The following is a 20,667-nucleotide window of genomic DNA, read 5'->3' as shown; positions in this document are numbered from 1 at the left end:
CGGTCCCTCGCGGGACCCCGTTCTCGAACCCGGCGCCCGGGACGCGGCAGTACGCGTCCCGGGCGCCGTGCTGTCCGCTGCTTCCTCACTTAATTTGTTCAACTCGTTGACACGAGTCAGTGGCAGTCATAGTTTTCCCGCCGTCCCTCGCGGTGTCTAACGAAGCGTCAAGTCTGTTTTGTCGCATAGTGCGTTCAAAGGTCGAATGCTCGAAGGCACAGAAGGAAGTGACGGCTCATGTCCGACTCCGTGTCCCGGCGGTCAGCCCTCGGGCTGCTCGGCGGTGCGATCACCGTGGCCGCCGCGATCACCGCCGGTGCGGCGCCCCCGTCGTACGCCGCGGTCCGCGCGAGACGGGACCCCGGCGCCGGTCCCCGCGTCGAGTCCCTCATCGGCAGGCTCACGCTCGACGAGAAGATCTCGCTGCTGCACGGCGCCGACGACCCCGAGGGCCGCGGCCAGGCGGGCTACGTCCCGGGGGTGCCGCGCCTCGGCATCCCGCCCCTGCGCCTCGCCGACGGCCCCGCCGGTGTCCGCGTCGCCGCCCGCGCCACCGCACTGCCCGCGCCCGTCCTGCTCGCCTCGGCCTTCGACCCCGAACTCGCCCGCCGCTACGGCCGGGTGATCGGCCGCGAGGGACGTGCCCTGGGGCAGGACGTGCTGCTCTCGCCGATGGTCAACCTCATCCGTACGCCGTACGCGGGCCGCAACTTCGAGACCTTCGGCGAGGATCCGCTGCTCGCCGCCGAACTGGTCGCCGAGGAGATCAAGGGGATCCAGGGCGAGGGCCTCATCGCCACCGTCAAGCACTTCGCCCTGAACAACCAGGAGAAGGACCGCATGTCCGTCGACGTGCGGGTGGACGAGCGGACCCTGCACGAGACGGAGCTGCGCGGCTTCGAGGCGGCCGTCGCGGCCGGTGCCGGGTCGGTCATGGGGGCGTACAACAAGGTCAACGGCGCCTTCGCCTGCGAGAACAAGACGCTGCTCAGTGACGTCCTGCGCGAGCTCTGGGGCTTCGAGGGCTGGGTGATGACCGACTGGTTCGCGCAGCACAGCACCGTCGCCGCGATCGCCGCGGGCCTGGACATGGAGATGCCGGACGACGGCTACTTCGGGGCCGCCCTGAAGCGGGCGGTCCAGGACGGCAGTGTCCCCGAGGCCCAGGTGGACCGCTCCGTGCGCAGGATCCTCGGCGTCATGGACCGGTTCGGGCTGCTCGACGGGAGCGCCCCGAGGCGGCCGGAGCGCGATCCGAAGGCCGGTGCCGCCGTCGCCAGGGAGGTGGCCGAGGCGGGTGCCACGCTGTTGCGCAACGCGTCCGGCATGCTGCCCCTGACCGGCCGCGCGGCCCGCGACATCGCCGTCATCGGCCCCACCGGCATGTACCCGTTCGTCAGCGGCGGCGGCAGCGCCCACGTCGTGCCCGACCACGCGCAGGCACCGCTGGACGCCCTCAAGTCCCGCGCGGGGAAGGGCGCCCGCGTCACCTACTCCCTCGGTGAGGACCTCTACGGCAAGCCGCTGCCCGAGTCCGCGCTCACGCCCGGCTTCGACCCGGAGGGCCAGGAGGTCGCCGCGGGCAGGGACTGGTCGTACGAGGGGACGCTCACCGTGCGGGACAGGGACGAGTGGATGTTCGTCGTGCACTACTCCGGGGAGCGGCCCGCGGTGGAGCTGGACGGCGCGGAGCTGTTTCCCCCGCGGCCCGGCGTCGGCGAGTTCTTCACCGGCGGCCTGACGTCGACGGCGCCCGACGGGCTGAGCGTGCGCCGCGCCACGCGGCCCCTCACGCGGGGCGGGCACCGCCTGAGGATCCGGGCGAAGGGCGGCGACCAGGGGCAGACGTTCCGGCTGAGGCGCGTCACGGCAGCCACCCGGGCGGCCGACGTCGCCGAGGCCGTACGGGCGGCGCGCGGCGCGCACGCCGTCGTCCTCTTCGCGTACGAGGACGCCACGGAGGGCCAGGACCGCACGGCGCTCGCCCTGCCGGGGCACCAGGAGGCGCTGATCAGAGCGGTGACGGCGGCCAACCCGCGGACGGCGGTGGTCCTCAACACCTCGTCGGCGACCGCCATGCCGTGGCTGGAGCGGACCGCCGCCGTCCTGCAGATGTACTACCCCGGGCAGGAGGGCGCGGCCGCCACCGCCGCCGTCCTGTTCGGGGACCGCGACCCCGGCGGGCGGCTCACCCAGACGTTCCCCGTGGACGACGACCACCACCCGACGGCCGGTGACCGGCGTCGATACCCGGGCGTGGACGGCGTCGAGGAGTACACGGAGGGCATCCGCGTCGGCTACCGCTGGTACGACGCCGAAGGGGTGCGGCCGCTCTTCCCGTTCGGGCACGGGATGTCGTACACCACCTTCGCCTACTCGGATCTGACGGTCCGTCGGTCGGGACGCGACGGCGTCGAGGCGGAGTTCACCGTACGCAACACCGGGGCCCGTGACGGCGTCACCGTGGCGCAGGTGTACGTCGGCCCGTCACCCGACGTGCGGGCGCCCCGGGCCCCGCGGGTGCTCGGCGGCTACCGGCGGGTCCTGCTGCGTGCGGGGGAGCGGCGGCGCCTGACCGTACGGGTGGCCGGGCGGACCCTCTCCACGTGGGACGTCGAACGGCACGACTGGGTGCTCGGCACGGGACGCAGAACCGTGCAAGTGGGCACCAGCGCACGTGAGTTGATCCTTTCGGGAACCGTCGTCGTCAAGGGAGCCAGATCATGAGGAGAAGCCGGATACGACGCGCCGCGTCGGTCGTCGCCGCCCTGGCGGCGGCCGCCGCGGCCACGCTCGTGCCGCAGCAGGCACAGGCGCAGGAGAGGAGCGGGAGTGGCGCGGCAGCCGACCGGGCGCTCGTGCGCACCGACGCCGGGTGGGTGCGCGGGTCAGCCACGTCGCAGGGGCGGCAGTTCCTCGGGATTCCGTACGCGGAGCAGCCCGTCGGCGCCCTGCGCTGGAAGGAGCCCCGGCCCGCCGAACCCTGGGGCGGCGTGCGCGGGGCCACCGCATTCGGCAACCGCTGCGTACAGACAGCGAGTTGGGACCCGGGTTACGAGAAGCCCAGCCACACCGAGGACTGCCTCGACCTCAATGTGTACACCCCCAAAGACGCGCGCCACCGCCCCGTGATGGTCTGGCTGCACGGCGGCGGGCTCACCGCGGGCGCGGGCGAGGACATCGTGCCCGACACCTTCGCCCGCGAGACCGGCACCGTGGTCGTCACCGTCAACTACCGCCTGGGAGCCATGGGGTTCCTCGCCGCCGAAGGGCTCGACGGCGAGGCGTCCGACCGCGTCTCCGGCAACTACGGACTGCTCGACCAGCAGGCCGCGCTGCGCTGGGTGCGCGCCAACGTCGCCCGTTTCGGCGGTGATCCGGGCCGCGTCACCATCGCGGGCGAGTCCGCGGGCGGCCGCTCCGTCTGCACCCTGCTCGCCTCGCCCACCGCGCGCGGCCTGTACCGCGCGGCCATCGTGGAGAGCGGCGCGTACGGCGACTGCGCGGGCCGCGAGCACCGGCGGGCCGTCGGCGACGGCACGGCGTTCGCGAAGAAGGCGGGCTGCCCCGACCCGGCGACCGCACTCGCCTGCCTGCGGGCCAGGCCCGCCGAGGAGATCCTCGCCGCACAGGCCGGCTTCGACTGGGGCCCGGTCGTCGGCGGCGCCTTCCTGCCGGTCCAGCCCAAACGGGCGTACGAGAACGGGAGCGCGGCCCGTGTCCCGGTCCTGAACGGCGCCAACAGCGACGAGGGACGCCTCTTCGCCTTCTCCCAGTTCGACGGGCGGGGCACCCCGCTGACCGCCGAGCGGTACGGACCCGCGCTCACCGAGGCGTACGGGCCCGAGCTGGGCGGCCGCGTCCTGAAGGAGTACCCGCTCCGTGCCCACGCCTCGCCGACCCTCGCCTACGCGGCGGCGGTCGGGGACCGCATGTTCGCCTGCACCGCCCTGCGGATGAACAAGGCGCTCGCGGGGCGCGGGCCCGTCTACGCCTACGAGTTCGCCGACCGTACCTCGCCGCCGTTCGCCTCGCTGCGCAAGCTCGACACGGACTTCGACTTCGGCGCGACGCACGTCAACGAGGTGCAGTACCTCTTCAAGCACTTCGGTCTCGTCTCACCGCTCAACGCCGAACAGAGGGCCCTTTCACGGCAGATGGTGCGGTACTGGGGTTCGTTCGTCCGCGACGGCGTGCCGCGCGCGCACGGCGCGCCCACCGCGCCCGACCAGCGCACCCGGCCGGGGCGGGTGCTGTCCCTGCGCACCGCGTCGGCCGGCGGGACCGTGATCAGCGCGACCGCGCACGGCGAGCACCGCTGCGATCTCTGGGACGCCGTTCCTTCGGAGTGAACACCTCCCGGTAGGCTGCCCGTCTCGTACGCACAGCATTACGGAGGAACCGGCGTTGCACGTCCAGGAGTGGCTGGAGCACGTACCAGCCGTCAGCATCTACGCGCTGGTGGCCCTCGTCATCGGCCTGGAGAGCCTGGGCATTCCGCTGCCCGGCGAGATCGTCCTGATCTCCGCGGCGCTCCTGTCGTCCCAGCACGGCGACATCGACCCCGTCGTGCTCGGTGCGTGCGCGAGCGCGGGCGCCATCATCGGTGACTCGATCGGGTACGCCATCGGGCGCAAGGGCGGACGGCCGCTCCTTGCCTGGCTGGAGCGGAAGTTCCCCAAGCACTTCAATGCGGCGAACGTGGCGAGCGCCGAGCGGTCCTTCCAGAAGTGGGGCATGTGGGCGGTCTTCTTCGGCCGCTTCGTCGCCCTGCTGCGGATCTTCGCGGGACCGCTCGCGGGCGTACTGCGCATGCCGTACTGGAAGTTCCTGATCGCCAACGTCCTCGGCGGCATCGTCTGGGCGGGCGGCACCACCGCCGTCATCTACTACATCGGCGTGGTCGCCGAGGACTGGCTCAAGCGCTTCTCGTACCTGGGGCTCGCCGCCGCCGTGCTGATCGGGCTCGCCTCGATGCTGCTGGTCAAGCGCCGGGCGAAGAAGGCGGCGGCCGAGGCGGAGCGTGCCGGTACCGCAGGTACCGGCACCGGTGCCGAGGCCACGGTGGCCGAGCGGCAGTCCGTCCCGGCCACCGACTGAGCCACCCGGCCCGCTTCACCCGGTCGGGGTCACCCGGTGGCGTGCGCGTCGCGGTGGGCCTTGGCCAGCTCGACGTACATCGTGCCGTTCAGGGAGATGCCCTCGCGCTCCTCGTCCGTGAGCTGCCTGCGTACCTTCGCGGGCACGCCCGCGACGAGCGAGCCCGGGGGCACCTCCATGCCCTGGGGCACGAGCGCCTGCGCCGCGACCAGGGAACCGGCCCCGATCACCGCGCCGTTGAGGACGGTGGCGCCCATGCCGATCAGGCAGTCGTCCTCGACGGTGCAGCCGTGCAGGACGGCGTTGTGACCGACCGAGACGCGCTCGCCGACCGTGATGGGGAAGCCCGGGTCGACGTGCAGGGTGCAGTTGTCCTGGATGTTGCTCTCGGCGCCGATGACGATGGGCCCGCAGTCGGCGCGCAGCACCGCGCCGTACCAGGTGCTCGCGCCCGCGTGCAGCGTCACCTCGCCTAGCACGACGGACGTGGGCGCGGTGAAGGCGTCCTGGTCGATCTTCGGGTCCTTGCCGCCGATGCCGGTGATGAGTGCCTCGTGGCCCATCGACTCGCTCCCTGCTTCCGTGCGTCTGTGTGACGTCGCGCCTGACGGCACCGTACGGGACGCCGGGGCGCGGGCCGCCGCGTGGGGTGAAGATCACAGGGCGGGGGCCTGCGCGGCTCCGGGCCACTGAGTAACGTGAGCGCGTGCCGAAGAACAGGAACACGTTCTCATCCCTTGCCGCCGCGCGGCGCCGCATCGCGCAGCGCGCCGTCCACGCGGGCTGGTCCTGGGTGCAGCGCACGGGCGCGGTGACGTCGGCGCACCCCGGGCGGCTGCGGTTCGGGGCGATCGGCGAGGGCACCAAGCTCGCGTTCCCGCAGGGCACGGTCTTCGGGGAGCCCTGGATCAGGCTCGGCGACCACTGCATCGTCGGGGAGCACGTCACGCTCACCGCCGGGATGATGCCGGACCTCGACCTCGGACCCGACCCGATCCTGCGCATCGGCAACGGCGTCGTGCTCGGACGGGGCAGCCACGTCATCGCCGACACCACGGTCTCCATCGGCGACGACTGCTACTTCGGGCCCTATGTGTACGTGACGTCCACCAACCACTCGTACGACGATCCGCACACGCCGATCGGGAAGCAGTGGCCGAGGATGGAGCCGGTGGAGATCGGTTCCGGCTGCTGGATCGGCACAGGGGCGGTGATTCTGCCCGGGGCGCGGATCGGACGCAACGTCGTCGTCGCGGCGGGCGCGGTCGTCCGTGGCGCGGTGCCCGACCACGCGGTCGTGGCGGGCGCCCCGGCCAAGGTGGTGCGGACGTGGGACGCCGAGCGCGGGTGGGAGCCGCCGTTGCGCACGCCCGCGCCCGTGCCGATACCCGACGGGGTCACGCCGGAACAGTTGGTGGCGCTGGGGGAGTCGGAGAAGGCGTAGGCCCTTCTCCGTCGGCGTGGTGCGAGCGTCCTCTCTCCGTCGGGGTGGTGCGAGGGTCCTCGCAGTACAGTGTGTTGAACCACCGGGAACCATCAGGTGCACCACGCCGTAGTTCAGTGACCTGACGTTCAGTGCCCTGAACCCCGTCACCCAGGAAATTGGACGGAATGTGTCGGACCTCGACCAGCTGACCCAGTCGCTCGCGCGCAACCTCAAGCGCTGGCGCGGCGAGAGGGGCTTCACCCTCGACACCCTCGCGGCCCGCGCGGGCGTCAGCCGCGGCATGATCATCCAGATCGAGCAGGCCAGGACCAACCCCAGCGTCGGCATCACGGTCAAGCTCGCCGACGCGCTCGGCGTCAGCATCACCACGCTCCTCGACTACGAACAGGGCTCGCACGTCCGGCTGGTGCCGCCGGAGCAGGCGGTGCGCATGTGGTCCACGGACGCGGGGAGCAGCACCACGCTCCTGGTCGGCACCGACGCGCGGGGCCCCTTCGAGCTGTGGTCCTGGCGGCTGATGCCGGGCGAGGGCACGGACTCCGACGCCCATCCGCCGGGCACCGTCGAGCTGTTGCACGTTTCGGCGGGCGAACTGACGCTGCTCGTCGACGGCGCCGAGCACCAGGTCCCCGCGGGCAGCGCCGCCACGTTCGAGGCCGACGTGCCGCACGGCTACCACAACAAGGGCGCGGAGCCGGTCACGATGACGATGTCGGTCTCGGTGCCGCCCGCCCACGCCGCCTCCTACTGACGGCTGTTACCGTGCCGCCATGCGCGCTCCCCTCGGTGACTTCGACGTCGTCCACCCCGCTCCCGAAGCCCTCGACCTGCTCGTCGCACCCGTCGCCGACGCCGTACGAACCCTGGCCGGTGCCGTGGGGGCCGAGGAGCTGGTGCACGTCGACACCGACCCGCGGTGGGCCGACACCGCCACCTTCCTCGAGCACTACGGGCCCGAGCTGCTCGGTCGGTCCGCCAACTGCGTCGTCGTCGCGGGCAAGCGCGGCGGCGAGACCACGCTCGCCGCGTGCGTCGTGCTGTCCGGGACGCGGGTGGACGTGAACGGCGCGGTCCGCCGCCAACTCGGCGCCCGCAAGGCGTCGTTCGCCCCGATGGAGACGGCCACGGGCGAGACCGGCATGGAGTACGGCGGCATCACGCCGATCGGGCTGCCCGCCGCGTGGCCGGTGCTCGTCGACCCGGCCGTCGCCGATCTGTCGTACGTCCTGGTGGGCAGCGGCAGCCGACGCGGCAAGCTGATCGTGCCCGGCAAGGTGCTCGCCGGGCTGCCGAACGCGGTCGTCGTCGAAGGGCTCGGCGTCGTCTGACGCGACGCGCCGCTCAGGCGTCAAGGCCGCCGCGCGCGACGAGCTGACGCGCGATCACATTGCGCTGGATCTCGTTGGTGCCCTCGCCGACGATCATCAACGGAGCGTCGCGGAAGTAGCGTTCGACGTCGAACTCCGTGGAGTAGCCGTGCCCGCCGTGGATGCGCACCGCGTCCAGGGTGATCCGCATGGCCGTCTCGGACGCGAAGAGCTTGGCCATGCCCGCCTCCATGTCCACGCGCCGCCCCGCGTCGGCCTCGCGGGCCGCGTGCAGGGTGAGCTGGCGGGCCGCGGAGAGCGAAGTCGCCATGTCGGCGAGGTAGTTGCCGATGGACTGGTGCTGCCAGATCGGCACGCCGAAGGACTCGCGCTCCTGGGCGTAGCGCAGCGCGTCCTCGAACGCGGCGCGGCCCACCCCGAGCGCGCGGGCGGCGACCTGGAGGCGGCCCGTCTCAAGACCCTTCATCATCTGCCCGAAGCCCCGGCCCTCGATGCCGCCGAGGAGCGCGTCGGCGGGCACGCGCAGGCCGTCGAAGGACAGCTCGCAGCTCTCCACTCCCTTGTAGCCGAGCTTCGGCAGGTCGCGCGAGACGGTGAGGCCGGGGCCGTGCTCGGCGAGCAGCACGGAGATGCCGCGGTGGCGGGGCTCGGCGGCCGGATCGGTCTTGCAGAGCAGCGCGATCAGTTGTGAGCGGCGGGAGTTGGTGATCCACGTCTTCGCTCCGTCGACGACGTACGCGTCCCCGTCGCGGCGGGCCACCGTGCGCAGCGCCTGGAGGTCGGAGCCGCCCTCCGGCTCGGTCAGCGCCATGGTCGCGCGCACCTCGCCGGTGGCCATGCGGGGCAGCCAGTGGCTCCGCTGGGCCGCGGTGCCGTAGTGCACGAGGAGCTTCGCGACGACCGTGTGGCCGCCCATCGCGCCCGCCAGGCTCATCCAGCCGCGCGCCAGTTCCTCGGTGACCAGGACGTAGCAGGAGGTGGAGACGGGGGTGCCGCCGAACTCCTCGGGGACGGCGAGTCCGAAGACGCCGAGCTCCTTCATGCCCTCGATGAGGGCATCGGGGTAGGTGTCGGAGTGCTCCAACTCCCGCACGACCGGCTTGACTTGCTCGTCGACGAAGTCCCGTACGGTCGTCACGACCAGCCGCTCCTCGGCGGGCAGGGTGTCCAGGGCGCTCACCGGCAGACTCCTTCCGCGCGCAGCCGTGCGATCTCGTCCGGGTCTCGGCCCAGCTCGCGCAGGATCGCCTCGGTGTGCTCGCCCGCCGCGGGCACCGGGTCCATGCGCGGTGTCACTCCGCCTAGGGCGGCGGGCGGCAGCAGTGCCTGCACCGGTGCGTCCGTGCCCGGCACCTGGATGTCCTGCCAGCGTCCGCGCTCGGTCAGGACGGGGTGGTCGAGGAACTCGTGGACCGAATTGACGCCCGCGTTGGCGATGTTGGCGCGGTCGAGCAGCGTCATCATCTCGTCGCTGCCGAGTCCTGCGCAGCGTGCGGAGATGATCGCGTCGAGCTCGTCGCGGTGCGCCACGCGATCGGCCCCCGTGGCGAACCGCGGATCGTCCGCCAGCTCGGGCCTGCCGAGGAACTCCGCGCACAGGGAAGCCCATTCGCGTTCGTTCTGCACGGAGAGCAGGACGTCCTTGCCGTCCGCCGCGGTGAACGGGCCGTACGGGGCGACCGTCGCGTGCCGGGCTCCCACGCGCGGTGGCTGGGTGCCGCCGTAGCGCGTGTAGTAGGCGGGCTGGCTCACCCATTCGGCGAGCGCGTCGAAGAGCGAGACCTCGACGGTCGTCGCGCGCCCGGTCGTCGCCCGGGTGAACAGGGCCGACAGGATGCCGCTGTACGCGTACATCCCGCCCGCGATGTCGGCCACCGAGATCCCCGCCCGCACCGCCTCCTCGGGGGTCCCGGTGAGCTGGAGGAGCCCCGTCTGGCACTGCACGAGCAGGTCGTACGCCTTGCGGTCGGCCCACGGCCCGTCCGTGCCGTAGCCGCTGACGGTGCAGGGGATCAGGGACGGATGGCGGGCCCGCAGCGCCTCCTGGCCCAGGCCGAGCCGGTCGGCGGCGCCGGGCGCGAGGTTCTGCACGAAGACGTCCGCGCCCGTCAGGAGTTCCTCGAGGATCTCCCTGCCGCGCTCCGACTTGAGGTCGAGGGTGAGCGACTCCTTGGAGCGGTTCAGCCAGACGAAGTAACTGGCCTGGCCGTGCACCGTGGTGTCGTACCGCCGCGCGAAGTCGCCCCCGGGACGCTCCACCTTGATGACGCGGGCGCCGAGGTCGGCGAGCTGCCGGGTGGCGAAGGGGGCGGCGACGGCCTGCTCCAGGCTGACGACGGTGATGCCTGCGAGGGGGAGCGGGTGGGGCACGGGGTGTCTCCCTCGGGTGGGTGCGTGAGCAGTCGTCGGGGGTGGAGCAGGGCGCCCCGGGCCGAGTTTGTCCGGTCAAATCGAGGAGCGTCAATGCCCCCCCTGCTCACCGGCCCTTCGGCGTCCGGGCTTGACGGGCTCCGCGCGGGGACAGAGGCTTGAGCCGGTTTCGTACGGCACAAGAGGTGACGATGGAGCACACACCGTCCGGGCGCCCCACGGGGCTCGCGTCGTACGTGACCGAGTGGCACCCGGCACCGGTCACCGCCACGGACCCGCTGTCCGCCGCGCCCGCCGCCGCCCTCGGCGCGCTCCTCGACCGGCAGGACACGGCCCCCGGTCCCGGTGAACCGCTGCCGCCCCTGTGGCACTGGCCGTACTTCCTCGACTGGCCCGAGCAGCGGCGGCTCGGCGCGGACGGGCACCCGGCCGAAGGGCCCTTCCTGCCGCCCGTCCCCGACCGGCGGCGGATGATCGCGGGCGGCAGGGCCGAGTTCACCGCGCCGCTCCTTCTCGGTGCCGCGGCCCACCGCGCGAGCCGCGTCGTCGGCGCCGAGGTCAAGCACGGCCGCACCGGCGAGATGCTGTTCGTGACCGTCCGGCACGAGATCAGCCAGGAGGGCACGGTCCGCGTCGTCGAGGAGCAGGACGTCGTCTACCGTAGCGGCGACGACGCGCGCCGCCGCACCCGCTCCGCGCTCGACACGGCGGACGCCCCGCCCGTGCGGGCACCCTGGAAACTGCTCCTGCGGCCCACCCCTTCGCTGCTCTTCCGGTTCAGCGCCCTGACCGCCAACGCGCACCGCATCCACTACGACACTCCGTACTGCAAGGACGTCGAGGGCTACCCCGGGCTCGTGGTGCACGGCCCGCTGCTCGTCCTGCTCATGCTCGAACTGGTCCGTGAGAACGCTCAGGGGCGGACGGTGCGGGCGCTGTCGTACCGCCTGCGCGCGCCGCTGTTCGCGGGGGAGCAGTTGGTGGCGGCGGGTGAGGAAGGGACGGGTGAGGAGGGGGCGGGTGGCGCGGAGTTGTGGGTCGCGAGCCGCCGCGAGGAGCGGCACGCGAGCGCGCGGGTGACGTTCGCCTGAGACGGGGCAGGACGCCCGACGCCACAGGGGAGCCGAAGGGGATCCGCGGGGGAGGTCCGTAGGGGACCCGACGTGCCCCGGACGTACGGGCGACGTGCGCCCGAAGCGCGCAGTTCAGCCGGTGCGGCCACCGTGCTGGGAGTGCTGCGCCGCCGCGGCGCCGGACCTCGCGTCCGCACCCGGAGACTCCCCACGAACCGAGAACGGAACTGTCATGTCCTCGACATCGCTCGTTTCGACGGCCACCAGCTCGTACGTCACCTCCATCGCGGACACCACCGAACAGATCCGGGCGGCCCAACGGCTGCGCCACCGGGTCTTCGGCGAGGAGATGGGCGCGACCTTCGACACGCCCCTGCCCGGTCACGAGATCGACGCCTGGGACGACCTCGCCGACCACCTGATCGTCACCGACACCTCGACCGGCGAGGTCGTCGGCACCTACCGGCTCTTTCCCCCGGGCCGCTCCGAACGCTCCTACTCCGAGGGCGAGTTCGACATGCGGGCACTGAGCGCCCTGCGGTCCTCCACCGTCGAGGCGGGCCGGTCCTGCGTCCACCCCGACCACCGCTCGGGCGCCGTCATCAACCTCATGTGGTCGGCGCTCGCCCGCTACGTGCTGCTCTCCGGCTACCGCCACCTGGCGGGCTGCGCCTCCGTGCCGCTCGCGGACGGCGGCCGCTCGGCCTCCGCGGCCTGGCTCATCGGCACCTCCAAGCATGCGTCGCCGCCGGAGCTCAGGGTCCACCCGCACCGGCCCTGGACCCCGGCCGCCGCAGCCCCTGACCGCCCCTCCTACGCCGATCTGCCGCCGCTCCTGCGCGGTTACCTCCGACTCGGCGCGTGGATGTGCGGCGCCCCCGCCCACGACCCGGACTTCGACGTCGCGGACTTCTTCGTCCTGCTCGACATGGAACGGCTCAGCGACCGCCACCGCCGCTTCTTCCTCGGGGAGACGGCCCGGTGAACCCGTGGACGGTCGAGCCGGGCTGTCCGTCGAGCTGTGCCGCGCCGCCGGAGCATCGCGTGCCGAGGCCCGAACTGCTGCGCAGGTACGCCGCGTTGACGTACGCCCTGACCCGGGCTGCGGCGCGCGGCGACGGGCTCGCCGAGCCGCGCGTGCTGCGCTCCGAGGCGCGTGCCGTACTCGACGCGCTCGGGGTGCGCCTTGCCGCGGGCCGGGATCCGCTGAGCGCTCCGCGCGGCGCGGGCAGGGGGCCCGGCACGCTGATCGTGGCGAACCACATCTCCTGGCTCGATGTCGTCGCGCTGCTCGCCGTGGAACCGGCGACCGTGCTCGCCAAGCGCGAGGTGGGCCGGTGGCCGCTCATCGGCACCCTGGCCCGGCGCGTCGGCACGCGGTTCATCGACCGTGACGCAAGGCCGCGCGAACTCCCGTACACCGTGGCCGCGTTGGCGGAACTGCTGCGCGACGGCACCTCCGTCCTCGTCTTCCCGCAGGCGACGACGTGGTGCACGGCGGCGGGCGGCCGGTTCCGGCGCGCGGCGTTCCAGGCGGCGGCCGACGCGGGCGCGCCGGTGCGTCCGGTGACTGTCGAGTACCGGCAGGGCGGCCTGCCCAGTACGGCGGCGGCCTTCCTCGGCGACGAGGACTTCACCGCGTCGCTGCGCCGGGTGGCGGGGGCCCGCGATCTGACGGTGCGGATCACGGCGCACGCCCTGCTCGGCGGCACCGACCGGCGGGCCCTCGCCGCCGCGGCCCAACGGGCCACCAGGTCAGCGGCGGTTCCTGGCCCTCGGCCTGTCGCGGCGCACCGGGCGGGCGGCGCACCGGACGGGAGGGGACACGCGCGTGGCGCAGACCGTGCTGCCGAGCGGCGCGTCGGCCAACCGCCGCCATACGAAGGCCAGTTGACGGGCGAGGCGGACGGTGGGCTTGTGGGCGAAGACGAGGTACGTCATGGGGTCACCTCCGGGAAGGAGAGCGGGGCAGTGGTCAGTAGGTGATGCCGCACGCCCGTCCCGCCCCCGCGCGGTGGCCGCGCGGCGCGAGCAGAGGGGCGAGGCGTACGCACGCGTCGTGAACCGGGCCCGGCGGGTACGAGAGCCGCGGCGGCCTCCCCGAAGGCGGGGCGGCGGCACCGGTCGCGGCGCGGGGGCCAGGGGCGTCAGCGCGTACCGCGAGGAGACGGGGGGAGCGCGGGTCGTCGCAGACCCGCGCGCGAGCGCGCGGTGCGGCCCGGACCGGGAACCGGGATCGGACTCGTTGTCGGAAACGACATCGGACTCGGACTGTGGTCCATGATGTCCCGCCTCCCTTCTTCCTCGTCTCTGGTCCTGCTCCGTCCGCGCGCCGGTTCGGCTCGGCGCCGAACGTGGCGGAAGTGCCCCCAAGGTAGGCAGGGGGACGGCCGATGGGCCAGGGGCCAAGGTCCCGAACATCCGCGCTCGCGCGGCGAGTGGCCTCCTCGGGCGTACGGCGTTCAGTCGCCACGGGCGCCGCCCTGCTCGCCGAGGCCGACGAGGGTCTCTCCGTTGTCCAGGCGCGCGCCGACCCGCAGGCGGGCGTCCCGCGGCGCGCGCACCGCGAGGGTTCGTCCGGCGCGCTTCTCCTGGACCTGGCCGGACAGGGTGACGTCGGTGACGGCCCGGCTGCCCGCCGCCAGCGCGTACCAGTGCCCCGCCCCCGACTTCCAGTGGGCCGCGGCGACCACGTGCTGTCCGAAGCGACCGCAGGCGGCGGTGGACCCCTCGTGTGCCACCACCCGGGCGGGCGCGGACGCCGGTCCGCCGGGGGTGCGGAGCTGGACCTGCACGGAACCGGGGCCGCGCCAGGTGGAGGCCCGCGCACAGGTCCACACCGCGCGGCCGCCGTTCTCCGGCAGCTCCTGCTGGGCGAAGTCCCACGCGTTCACCGCGCGCACCCCGGTGCCGCGCAGCCCGTCGAGGGCGCAGGCCGAGTGGGCCCAGGCGAGCAGCGCGGTGGAGCTCGTGGCCTCGCGGGGCTGGCGCGCCGGTGGGGTGCCGCCGCCGGGCAGCGGGGTGTGCGTGAGGTGGACGGGTGAGAGGTCGCCGAGGTCGGCCAGCAGGAAGCTGTGCTTCTCGACGATGCGCGAGGACGACCTCAGCTGCAGGACCGGCCTGTTGTCGCAGCTCTTCACGTCCGCGCTGTCGACCGGCGCGGTGACCCCGTCGGGGCGGACGCGCAGGGTCTTGGCGGGTGTGTCGGGGCGCAGCAGGTCACGGGTCTCGGCCTCGTCGATCCACGGCGCGGTGAGATAACGGACCGTGCCGCCGCTCCGGGCGACGGCGACGGCGGCCGCCGTCGTCACATCGGCGTCGTCCGCACGGGCCACGTCCCAGGTCGGGGCGGATCCGGAGGTGTCGGGAGCGGAAGCGGCGTCCGATGACGGCTCCGTGTAGCGGGCGATGCGGTCCCCGTCGCCGAACAGGACCACCGTGCGGTCGTCGACGTCTCCCGCGTACAGCAGTCGCGGCGAGCTCGACGGCGGTTGCGTCGGCGTCGTGGACGTGGCCGACGTGCGGGTCTCCGGCGAAGGATCGGCCCAACTGCCGAGGGCGCGGGCCAGCAGGTCGTGGTCGTCGGTCCTGTCGCCGCGCGCGGGCCACGCGGTGAAGTCGACGCGGGCGGTGTCGGCCCACTCGTCGCGGGGCGCCCGTACGAGCCTGTCGGGGTCGAGGGCTCCGGTGGCGAGCGTGCGCGACGTGCGCGCGGTCGGCGTCGACGAGGGGCCGGAGGCCCGGGGGCCGACGACGGCCACGGTGGCGAGCGTGATCGCGGCGGCACCGGCGGCGGTGCACGCGAGGATCCTGCGCCGTCTGCGCCGCAGCAGATCGGTCGGCCGGGTCTGCACCGAGCAGGCGTCGAACTCCCTGGACCGCAGCAGTGCTTCGGCGAACGCGCCCGCGGACGACTGGAGCTGCCGGGCGCCGCGGAGCGCGACCGCGGGCCGCTCGACCCCCGCGGCGGTGAGGAGCCGCGTGACGCTCTCCTCGGGGAGGTGGTCGACCCGGCACAGGACGAACGCGGCGCGGGCCGGGGCGGGAGACCCCGACAGGGCCTGTGCCAGGGCCAGTTCGTCGGCTCCGCCGGACCGGGGGAACAGCTGGAGTCCCCAGACCAAGGGCAGCGCGGGCAGCAGGGTGCGCGGCGGCGGCAGGACGCGGGGCCAGCCTTTGGGCCGCCGGTCGTACCGGAGGGCCGAACGCAGCACCTGGGCGCGGGCCCAGTCGCGCTCGGAGTGGTCCGTGCGGTCGCCGCGACGCTGACCCGGCACGTGCGTGCCCCGGCGCGGCGGCCGTATCCCGGGCAGCGCCCGCTGCACCGCCGTGTGCGCGGCAAGGACCCTGCGGTGCCGCGAGAGCGAGGGCGGCAGGGTGAGGTAGGCGAGACGGACCAGATCGGTGTAGTGCTCGAGCAGAGCGGTCTCGGCTCGGTCGAGTGCTATGCGGCCGGTCTGGGCCGCTTCGTTTCCGGAGCGGGTGGGCATGGGGCGATGGCCTTCCGGGGTGGGCGACGCCGTGTCACTGTCACTGCACTTGGTCGGTCAAACGAGTGAATCGTGGGATGGTCACAGCCATCCGTGCGTGTGGCGCCCACGCGTCGGTGGGCAAGGGGTTCACGCCCGTCGAGCCGTCCGTCTCGCTGAGCGGAACGGCCGTGAGAGGGAGACGGTGTTCGAGGGACCGGTTGCGTGGTACCGGCCCCGGAAAGGTCGCGCGGCCCCGGAAAGGCCGCGCGGGACGTGGACGGCGGCGCGGGACGAGGCGGCGCAGGGCGACGACGGCTGGAGGCACCACCGATGAGCGACGACGGCGGCGAGGCGGGCGGCGACCCGAACGGCGGGGGAAGCGGCGACAGGAGCGGCGAGGGCGGGAGCGCCCCGCGCCCCCGCTGCCTGGTGACGGGCGCGACCGGCTACATCGGCGGCCGCCTGGTGCCCGAGCTGCTCGACGCGGGACACCAGGTGCGCTGCCTCGCGCGCTCTCCCGAAAAGCTGCGGGACCAGCCCTGGTCCGACCGGGTGGAGACGGTGCGGGGCGACGTCACCGACGCGGAGTCCGTCGGCGCGGCCCTGCGGGACATCGACGTGGCCTACTACCTCGTCCACGCGCTCGGCACCGGACGCGGCTTCGAGCGGACGGACCGCGAGGCCGCCAGGATCTTCGCGGAGCAGGCCCGCGCCGCGGGCGTGCGGCGCATCGTCTATCTGGGCGGTCTGACTCCGGACGGTGTCCCGGCCCGCGACCTCTCGCCGCACCTGCGCTCGCGCGCCGAGGTCGGCGAGATCTTCCTGGACTCCCCGGTGCCCGCCACCGTGCTGCGGGCCGCCGTCATCATCGGCTCCGGCTCCGCGTCGTTCGAGATCCTGCGCTACCTCACCGAGCGGCTGCCCGTGATGGTCACCCCGAGCTGGGTGCGGACCCGGATCCAGCCCATCGCCGTACGGGACGTCCTGCGCTATCTGGTGGGCAGTGCGCGGATGCCCGACGACGTGAACCGCGCGTTCGACATCGGCGGGCCCGACGTCCTCACCTACCGCGACATGATGCGCCGGTACGCCGCGGTGGCGGGTCTTCCGCGCCGTCTGATCGTGCCGGTCCCGATCCTGACCCCCGGCCTCTCCAGCCACTGGATCGGTCTGATCACCCCCGTGCCCCGGTCCATCGCCAGGCCGCTGGCGCAGTCGCTGAGCCACGAGGTGGTCTGCGGGGAGCACGACATCGCCCGCCACGTGCCCGATCCGCCGGGCACGCCGATCGGCTTCGACGAGGCGGTGTCGCTCGCGCTGCGGCGCATCCAGGAGGCCGATGTCGCCACGCGCTGGTCATCGGCGTCGTTGCCCGGCGCCCCCAGCGATCCGCTGCCCACCGACCCGGACTGGGCGGGCGGCAGCCTCTACACCGACTGCCGCGAGCAGCGCGTCGACGCCTCGCCCGAGCACCTGTGGCGGGTGGTCGAGAGCATCGGCGGCGAACACGGCTGGTACTCCTTCCCGTTGGCCTGGGCCGTGCGCGGCTGGCTCGACCGCCTGGTGGGCGGCGTCGGACTGCGCCGCGGCCGCCGGGACGCCGAACGGCTGCGCGTGGGCGACTCGTTGGACTTCTGGCGGGTGGAGGCGATCGAGCAGGGGCGGCTCCTGCGGCTGCGCGCGGAGATGCGCCTGCCGGGCCTCGCGTGGCTCGAACTCCGGGTGGAGGAGGACGAGGAGGGCGGGGCCCGGTACCGGCAGCGCGCGCTGTTCCATCCGCACGGCCTGCTCGGGCAGGCCTACTGGTGGGGCGTATCGCCCTTCCACGCCGTCGTGTTCGGCGGGATGGCCCGCAACATCGGCCGTGCGGCCGAGGCGGCGGGCCAGGGTTCCGGCAGCCGCGGGAAGCGCTAGGCGGTCGGCCGGAAGAGCCGCGAGGCGTTGTCCCCGAACGTCCAGCCCTTCGACCCGTCCCAGTTGATGGACCAGGTCATCAGGCCCTTGAGGGCGCCGCCGTAGGTGTTCCACGCCTGGGAGACCAGGCTCGGCGCCATGTAGCCGCCGCCCGCGCCCGGTTGGGCGGGCAGGCCCGGCACCTGCTTGTCGTAGGGCACCTTGATCGTGGTGCCCTGGATGACCAGGCCCTTGTTGAGGCAGTCGGTCTGCTTGGTGAAGCCCTGGACGGTGCCCGCGGAGTAGGAGTCGCCGGAGCAGCCGTACATGCTGCCGTTGTAGTACTGCATGTTGAGCCACCACAGGCGGCCGTTGTCCGCGTACTTCTTGATGATGGGCAGGTACGCGCCCCAGATCGAGCCGTACACGACGCTGCCGCCGGTGACGTACGCCGTCTCGGGAGCCATCGTCAGGCCGAAGTTCGAGGGCATCTTCGCGAGCACGCCGTCGATGATGCGCATGAGGTTGGACTGGGAGGCCGACGGCTGGTTGATGTTGCCGCTGCCCACGAGGCCGGTCTCGATGTCGATGTCGATGCCGTCGAAGTTGTACTTCTTCAGGATCGGCACGATCGTCTCGACGAACCGGTCGGCGACGGCGGGGGAGTTGAGGTCGATGCCGGCCGCCGCGCCGCCGATGGACATCAGGATGGTGGCGCCGTCCGCCTTGGCCTGACACATCTCGGCGGGCGTCGCGACCTTCACCGTCGCGTCCATGCCGTCCTCCCACAGGACGGTCCCGTCGGAGCGGATGACGGGGAAGGCGGCGTTGATGACGTTGTAGCCGTGCTGCTTGATGCGGCTGTCGGTGATGGGGGTCCAGCCGAACGGCGGGTGCACGCCGTTCGACGCGCCGTCCCAGTTCTCCCAGTACCCCTGGAGCACCTTGCCCGCGGGCTTCGACTTCACCTCGCAGGTGTCGGCCCGGGGGGCCTCGGGTGCCGCGGCGGCGGCCGGGAGTTGTGCGGCACAGGCCAGTGCCAGGGCGGATCCCAGCAGGCGTAACGTCCGACCGATCACGCTGTGCTCCTCGGGTGCGGAGAGGGGGGAGACCTGGAGACGTGCGTGGTGCGATGCGTCACGGTAGGCAGGTACAGACCAAGCGTCAATAGGTCTGTACCAAAGCGGGAGGGCCGGGTTCCGGGGCGCGGTCCTGGACCCTGGCGTTCTCCTCGCCTCAGTCGCCGACCGGCAGGCCGCGGGACTCCTTGACGCGCTTCATGATGATCTGCGAGTTGACCTCCGTGACCCCGGGCAGCGCGGTGAGCCGCTCGATCCAGAGGCGTTCGTACGCGGTGAGGTCGGCGACCGCGATGCGGATCAGGCAGCCGGGGCTGCCGAACAGGCGGTACGCCTCGATGACGTCCGGCACGTCCTGCAGCGCCTCCTCGAACGCCTCGACCGTCTCGCGGTCCCTGCGCACCTCGACGGAGACCAGGACCTCGAAGCCGCGGCCGACCGCCTCCGGGTCGATGACGGCGCGGTATCCCCGGATCACGCCGTCCTGCTCCAGCTGTCGCACTCGTCGCATACAGGGCGAAGCGCTCAGGCCCACCCGCTGGGCGAGCTCCTGGTTGGTCAGGCGGCCGTCGTTCTGAAGCTCGCGCAAGATACTGCGATCGATGTCGTCCACGGCGCAATTATCCACCTCGGGTGTTGCGCGAGCGACCGATGTTGGCAAACACATTGCGCAGTGTTCGAACTATCCTTGCGCGGGGTCCGACCGTCACCACGGGGGCCGGTGGTTCTGGGGATTCACGCACTCATGGGAGGTACGCAGAGGTGGAAGCCGTGGCAGCAGGGGACGCGCAGGCACGCAGGATCGTCGTCATCAGCACGGGCGGGACGATAGCCAGCCGGTGGCAGGGCACCGGCTTCGCCGCCGACGCCCCGGGCCGTGAGGTGCTCGCCACGGCGTCGATACCCGGCGGCATCACCTCCGAGGTCATCGACCTCTTCAACGTGAACAGCCCGCGCCTCACCTCCGCACAGCAGCTCACCCTGCTGCACACGGTGCACGAGGTGCTCGCCGACCCCGGCGTCGACGGCATCGTCGTCACCCACGGCACGGACACGCTGGAAGAGTCCGCCTTCCTGCTCGACCTGCACCACCACGACCCCCGCCCGGTGGTCTTCACCGGGGCCCAGAAGCCGCTCGGCGCCGAGGGCGGCGACGGTCCGGGCAACCTGTACGACGCGCTGCTCACCGCCGCCACCGTGCGCGGCCTCGGCGTCCTGGTTGTCTTCGACGGCAAGGTGCACGCCGCACGCGGCACCGTGAAGACGCAGACCGTGGCCGCCGACGCCTTCGCCGACCCCTCGGGGACGCGCGTCGCCAACGTCGGCTTCGGCAAGGTCTCCGTACTGCACCGCCCGGAGCGCCCCGAGCCGCTGCCGCTGCCCGCCGTGGTCAACAGCGGATCGCTGCCGCGCATCGACATGGTCATGCACCACGTCGACGCCGACCCGCTGTTCCTGGAGGCCGCCGTCGAGGCCGGAGCCCAGGGCATCGTCCTGGTCGCCACGGGCGCGGGCAACGCGACGCCCGAGTTCGTCGCGGCGGTCGCCGCCGCCATCGACCGGGGCGTACTGATCGCCCTCACCACGCGCGTCGCCGCGGGCCCCGTCACCGAGATCTACACGCACGGCGGGGCGGTCGACCTCTCGGCCGCCGGAGCGATCCTCACCGGAACCCTGCGCGCGGGCCAGGCCCGCTCGGCGCTCCTCGCGGTCCTGCTCGGCGAGAGCGGACAGGAGGCGCGCACCAAGGAGCTGCGCCGCGTCCTCGGCACGGACGCGGCCGCCGTAGCCGCCGAGGGGCGGGCGGCCTAGGGCTTGCCCTGGGATCGCCGCGCACAAACGTTTCCTCGGCTATGTGCGGCGATCCTGGATCGTCTGCGCCGGAGGAAAGCCGGTGGGCCGGGC

Annotated in this window: 17 protein-coding genes; 11 read left to right on the top strand and 6 right to left on the bottom strand. The window is 73.1% G+C overall.

What is annotated here, in order from left to right:
• Positions 1-237 precede the first annotated feature (237 nt).
• Genes KY5_RS05090 through KY5_RS05080 form a run of 3 tightly spaced genes read left to right on the top strand, consistent with a single transcriptional unit; the run spans position 238 to position 5,100 of the window.
• Entirely contained in the window at positions 238-2,727 is a 2,490-nt protein-coding gene (locus tag KY5_RS05090; protein WP_098241072.1) for a beta-glucosidase family protein, read from the top strand.
• Positions 2,724-4,352, top strand: coding sequence for a carboxylesterase/lipase family protein (locus KY5_RS05085; RefSeq protein ID WP_098241071.1), 1,629 nt, complete (start codon positions 2,724-2,726; stop codon positions 4,350-4,352). The genes KY5_RS05090 and KY5_RS05085 overlap by 4 nt, the downstream gene beginning before the upstream one ends.
• A gap of 55 nt (positions 4,353-4,407) precedes the next feature.
• Complete coding sequence (locus KY5_RS05080; RefSeq protein WP_098241070.1) at positions 4,408-5,100, top strand: DedA family protein; 693 nt, start codon at positions 4,408-4,410, stop codon at positions 5,098-5,100.
• A 29-nt stretch (positions 5,101-5,129) separates the two neighbouring features.
• Here KY5_RS05080 and KY5_RS05075 read toward each other — a convergent pair whose 3' ends face one another.
• Positions 5,130-5,663, bottom strand: a complete 534-nt coding sequence (locus KY5_RS05075) for a gamma carbonic anhydrase family protein (protein WP_098241069.1) — start codon at positions 5,661-5,663, stop codon at positions 5,130-5,132.
• Between the two features lie 143 nt (positions 5,664-5,806).
• On the opposite strand from KY5_RS05075, the gene KY5_RS05070 reads away from it, so the two are divergent.
• The 3 genes from KY5_RS05070 to KY5_RS05060 all read left to right on the top strand — a co-directional run bounded on the left by KY5_RS05070 (position 5,807) and on the right by KY5_RS05060 (position 7,875).
• Positions 5,807-6,544 carry an acyltransferase gene (locus KY5_RS05070; protein ID WP_098241068.1) on the top strand — a complete coding sequence of 246 codons (738 nt, stop codon included), beginning with the start codon at positions 5,807-5,809 and terminating at the stop codon, positions 6,542-6,544.
• A gap of 169 nt (positions 6,545-6,713) precedes the next feature.
• Complete coding sequence (locus KY5_RS05065; protein WP_098241067.1) at positions 6,714-7,298, top strand: helix-turn-helix domain-containing protein; 585 nt, start codon at positions 6,714-6,716, stop codon at positions 7,296-7,298.
• A gap of 19 nt (positions 7,299-7,317) precedes the next feature.
• Entirely contained in the window at positions 7,318-7,875 is a 558-nt protein-coding gene (locus KY5_RS05060; protein ID WP_098241066.1) for a YbaK/EbsC family protein, read from the top strand.
• A 13-nt stretch (positions 7,876-7,888) separates the two neighbouring features.
• Here the strand turns inward: KY5_RS05060 and KY5_RS05055 are convergent, their stop codons facing one another.
• Together KY5_RS05055 and KY5_RS05050 are read right to left on the bottom strand one after the other, a co-directional pair.
• Positions 7,889-9,055 (bottom strand): acyl-CoA dehydrogenase family protein, encoded by a 1,167-nt coding sequence (locus KY5_RS05055; protein ID WP_098241065.1) that lies wholly within the window; start codon positions 9,053-9,055, stop codon positions 7,889-7,891.
• Positions 9,052-10,245 (bottom strand): CaiB/BaiF CoA transferase family protein, encoded by a 1,194-nt coding sequence (locus KY5_RS05050; RefSeq protein WP_098241064.1) that lies wholly within the window; start codon positions 10,243-10,245, stop codon positions 9,052-9,054. Before KY5_RS05050 ends, KY5_RS05055 begins: the two co-directional genes overlap by 4 nt.
• 191 nt (positions 10,246-10,436) lie before the next feature.
• Between KY5_RS05050 and KY5_RS05045 the strand changes: the two genes are divergently transcribed.
• From KY5_RS05045 to KY5_RS05035, 3 genes are all read left to right on the top strand, one after another.
• Positions 10,437-11,336, top strand: a complete 900-nt coding sequence (locus KY5_RS05045; protein WP_098241063.1) for a hypothetical protein — start codon at positions 10,437-10,439, stop codon at positions 11,334-11,336.
• A 214-nt stretch (positions 11,337-11,550) separates the two neighbouring features.
• Positions 11,551-12,303 (top strand): GNAT family N-acetyltransferase, encoded by a 753-nt coding sequence (locus KY5_RS05040; RefSeq protein WP_098241062.1) that lies wholly within the window; start codon positions 11,551-11,553, stop codon positions 12,301-12,303.
• Complete coding sequence (locus KY5_RS05035) at positions 12,300-13,304, top strand: lysophospholipid acyltransferase family protein (protein WP_098241061.1); 1,005 nt, start codon at positions 12,300-12,302, stop codon at positions 13,302-13,304. Before KY5_RS05040 ends, KY5_RS05035 begins: the two co-directional genes overlap by 4 nt.
• Positions 13,305-13,780: 476 nt before the next feature.
• Here the strand turns inward: KY5_RS05035 and KY5_RS05030 are convergent, their stop codons facing one another.
• The gene (locus KY5_RS05030; RefSeq protein ID WP_098241060.1) at positions 13,781-15,808 is read right to left on the bottom strand and encodes a hypothetical protein; all 2,028 of its coding nucleotides are present in this window, start codon (positions 15,806-15,808) and stop codon (positions 13,781-13,783) included.
• A gap of 312 nt (positions 15,809-16,120) precedes the next feature.
• Between KY5_RS05030 and KY5_RS05025 the strand changes: the two genes are divergently transcribed.
• Positions 16,121-17,704, top strand: coding sequence for an SDR family oxidoreductase (locus tag KY5_RS05025; protein ID WP_098241059.1), 1,584 nt, complete (start codon positions 16,121-16,123; stop codon positions 17,702-17,704).
• On the opposite strand, the gene KY5_RS05020 is transcribed toward KY5_RS05025, so the two are convergent.
• Complete coding sequence (locus KY5_RS05020) at positions 17,701-18,762, bottom strand: chitinase (RefSeq protein ID WP_098241058.1); 1,062 nt, start codon at positions 18,760-18,762, stop codon at positions 17,701-17,703. The two genes, KY5_RS05025 and KY5_RS05020, sit on opposite strands and share 4 nt — an antisense overlap.
• A 157-nt stretch (positions 18,763-18,919) precedes the next feature.
• The gene (locus tag KY5_RS05015) at positions 18,920-19,375 is read right to left on the bottom strand and encodes an Lrp/AsnC family transcriptional regulator (RefSeq protein WP_098241057.1); all 456 of its coding nucleotides are present in this window, start codon (positions 19,373-19,375) and stop codon (positions 18,920-18,922) included.
• Between the two features lie 158 nt (positions 19,376-19,533).
• Here KY5_RS05015 and KY5_RS05010 point away from each other — a divergent pair, with 158 nt between their 5' ends.
• Complete coding sequence (locus tag KY5_RS05010; RefSeq protein ID WP_234362616.1) at positions 19,534-20,574, top strand: asparaginase; 1,041 nt, start codon at positions 19,534-19,536, stop codon at positions 20,572-20,574.
• Positions 20,575-20,667: the final 93 nt, after the last annotated feature.

The organism is Streptomyces formicae (assembly GCF_002556545.1).
Classification (GTDB): domain Bacteria; phylum Actinomycetota; class Actinomycetes; order Streptomycetales; family Streptomycetaceae; genus Streptomyces; species Streptomyces formicae_A.
The sequence above is the reverse complement of the archived record's forward strand: the minus strand, read 5'-3'. Positions and strand labels throughout refer to the sequence as shown.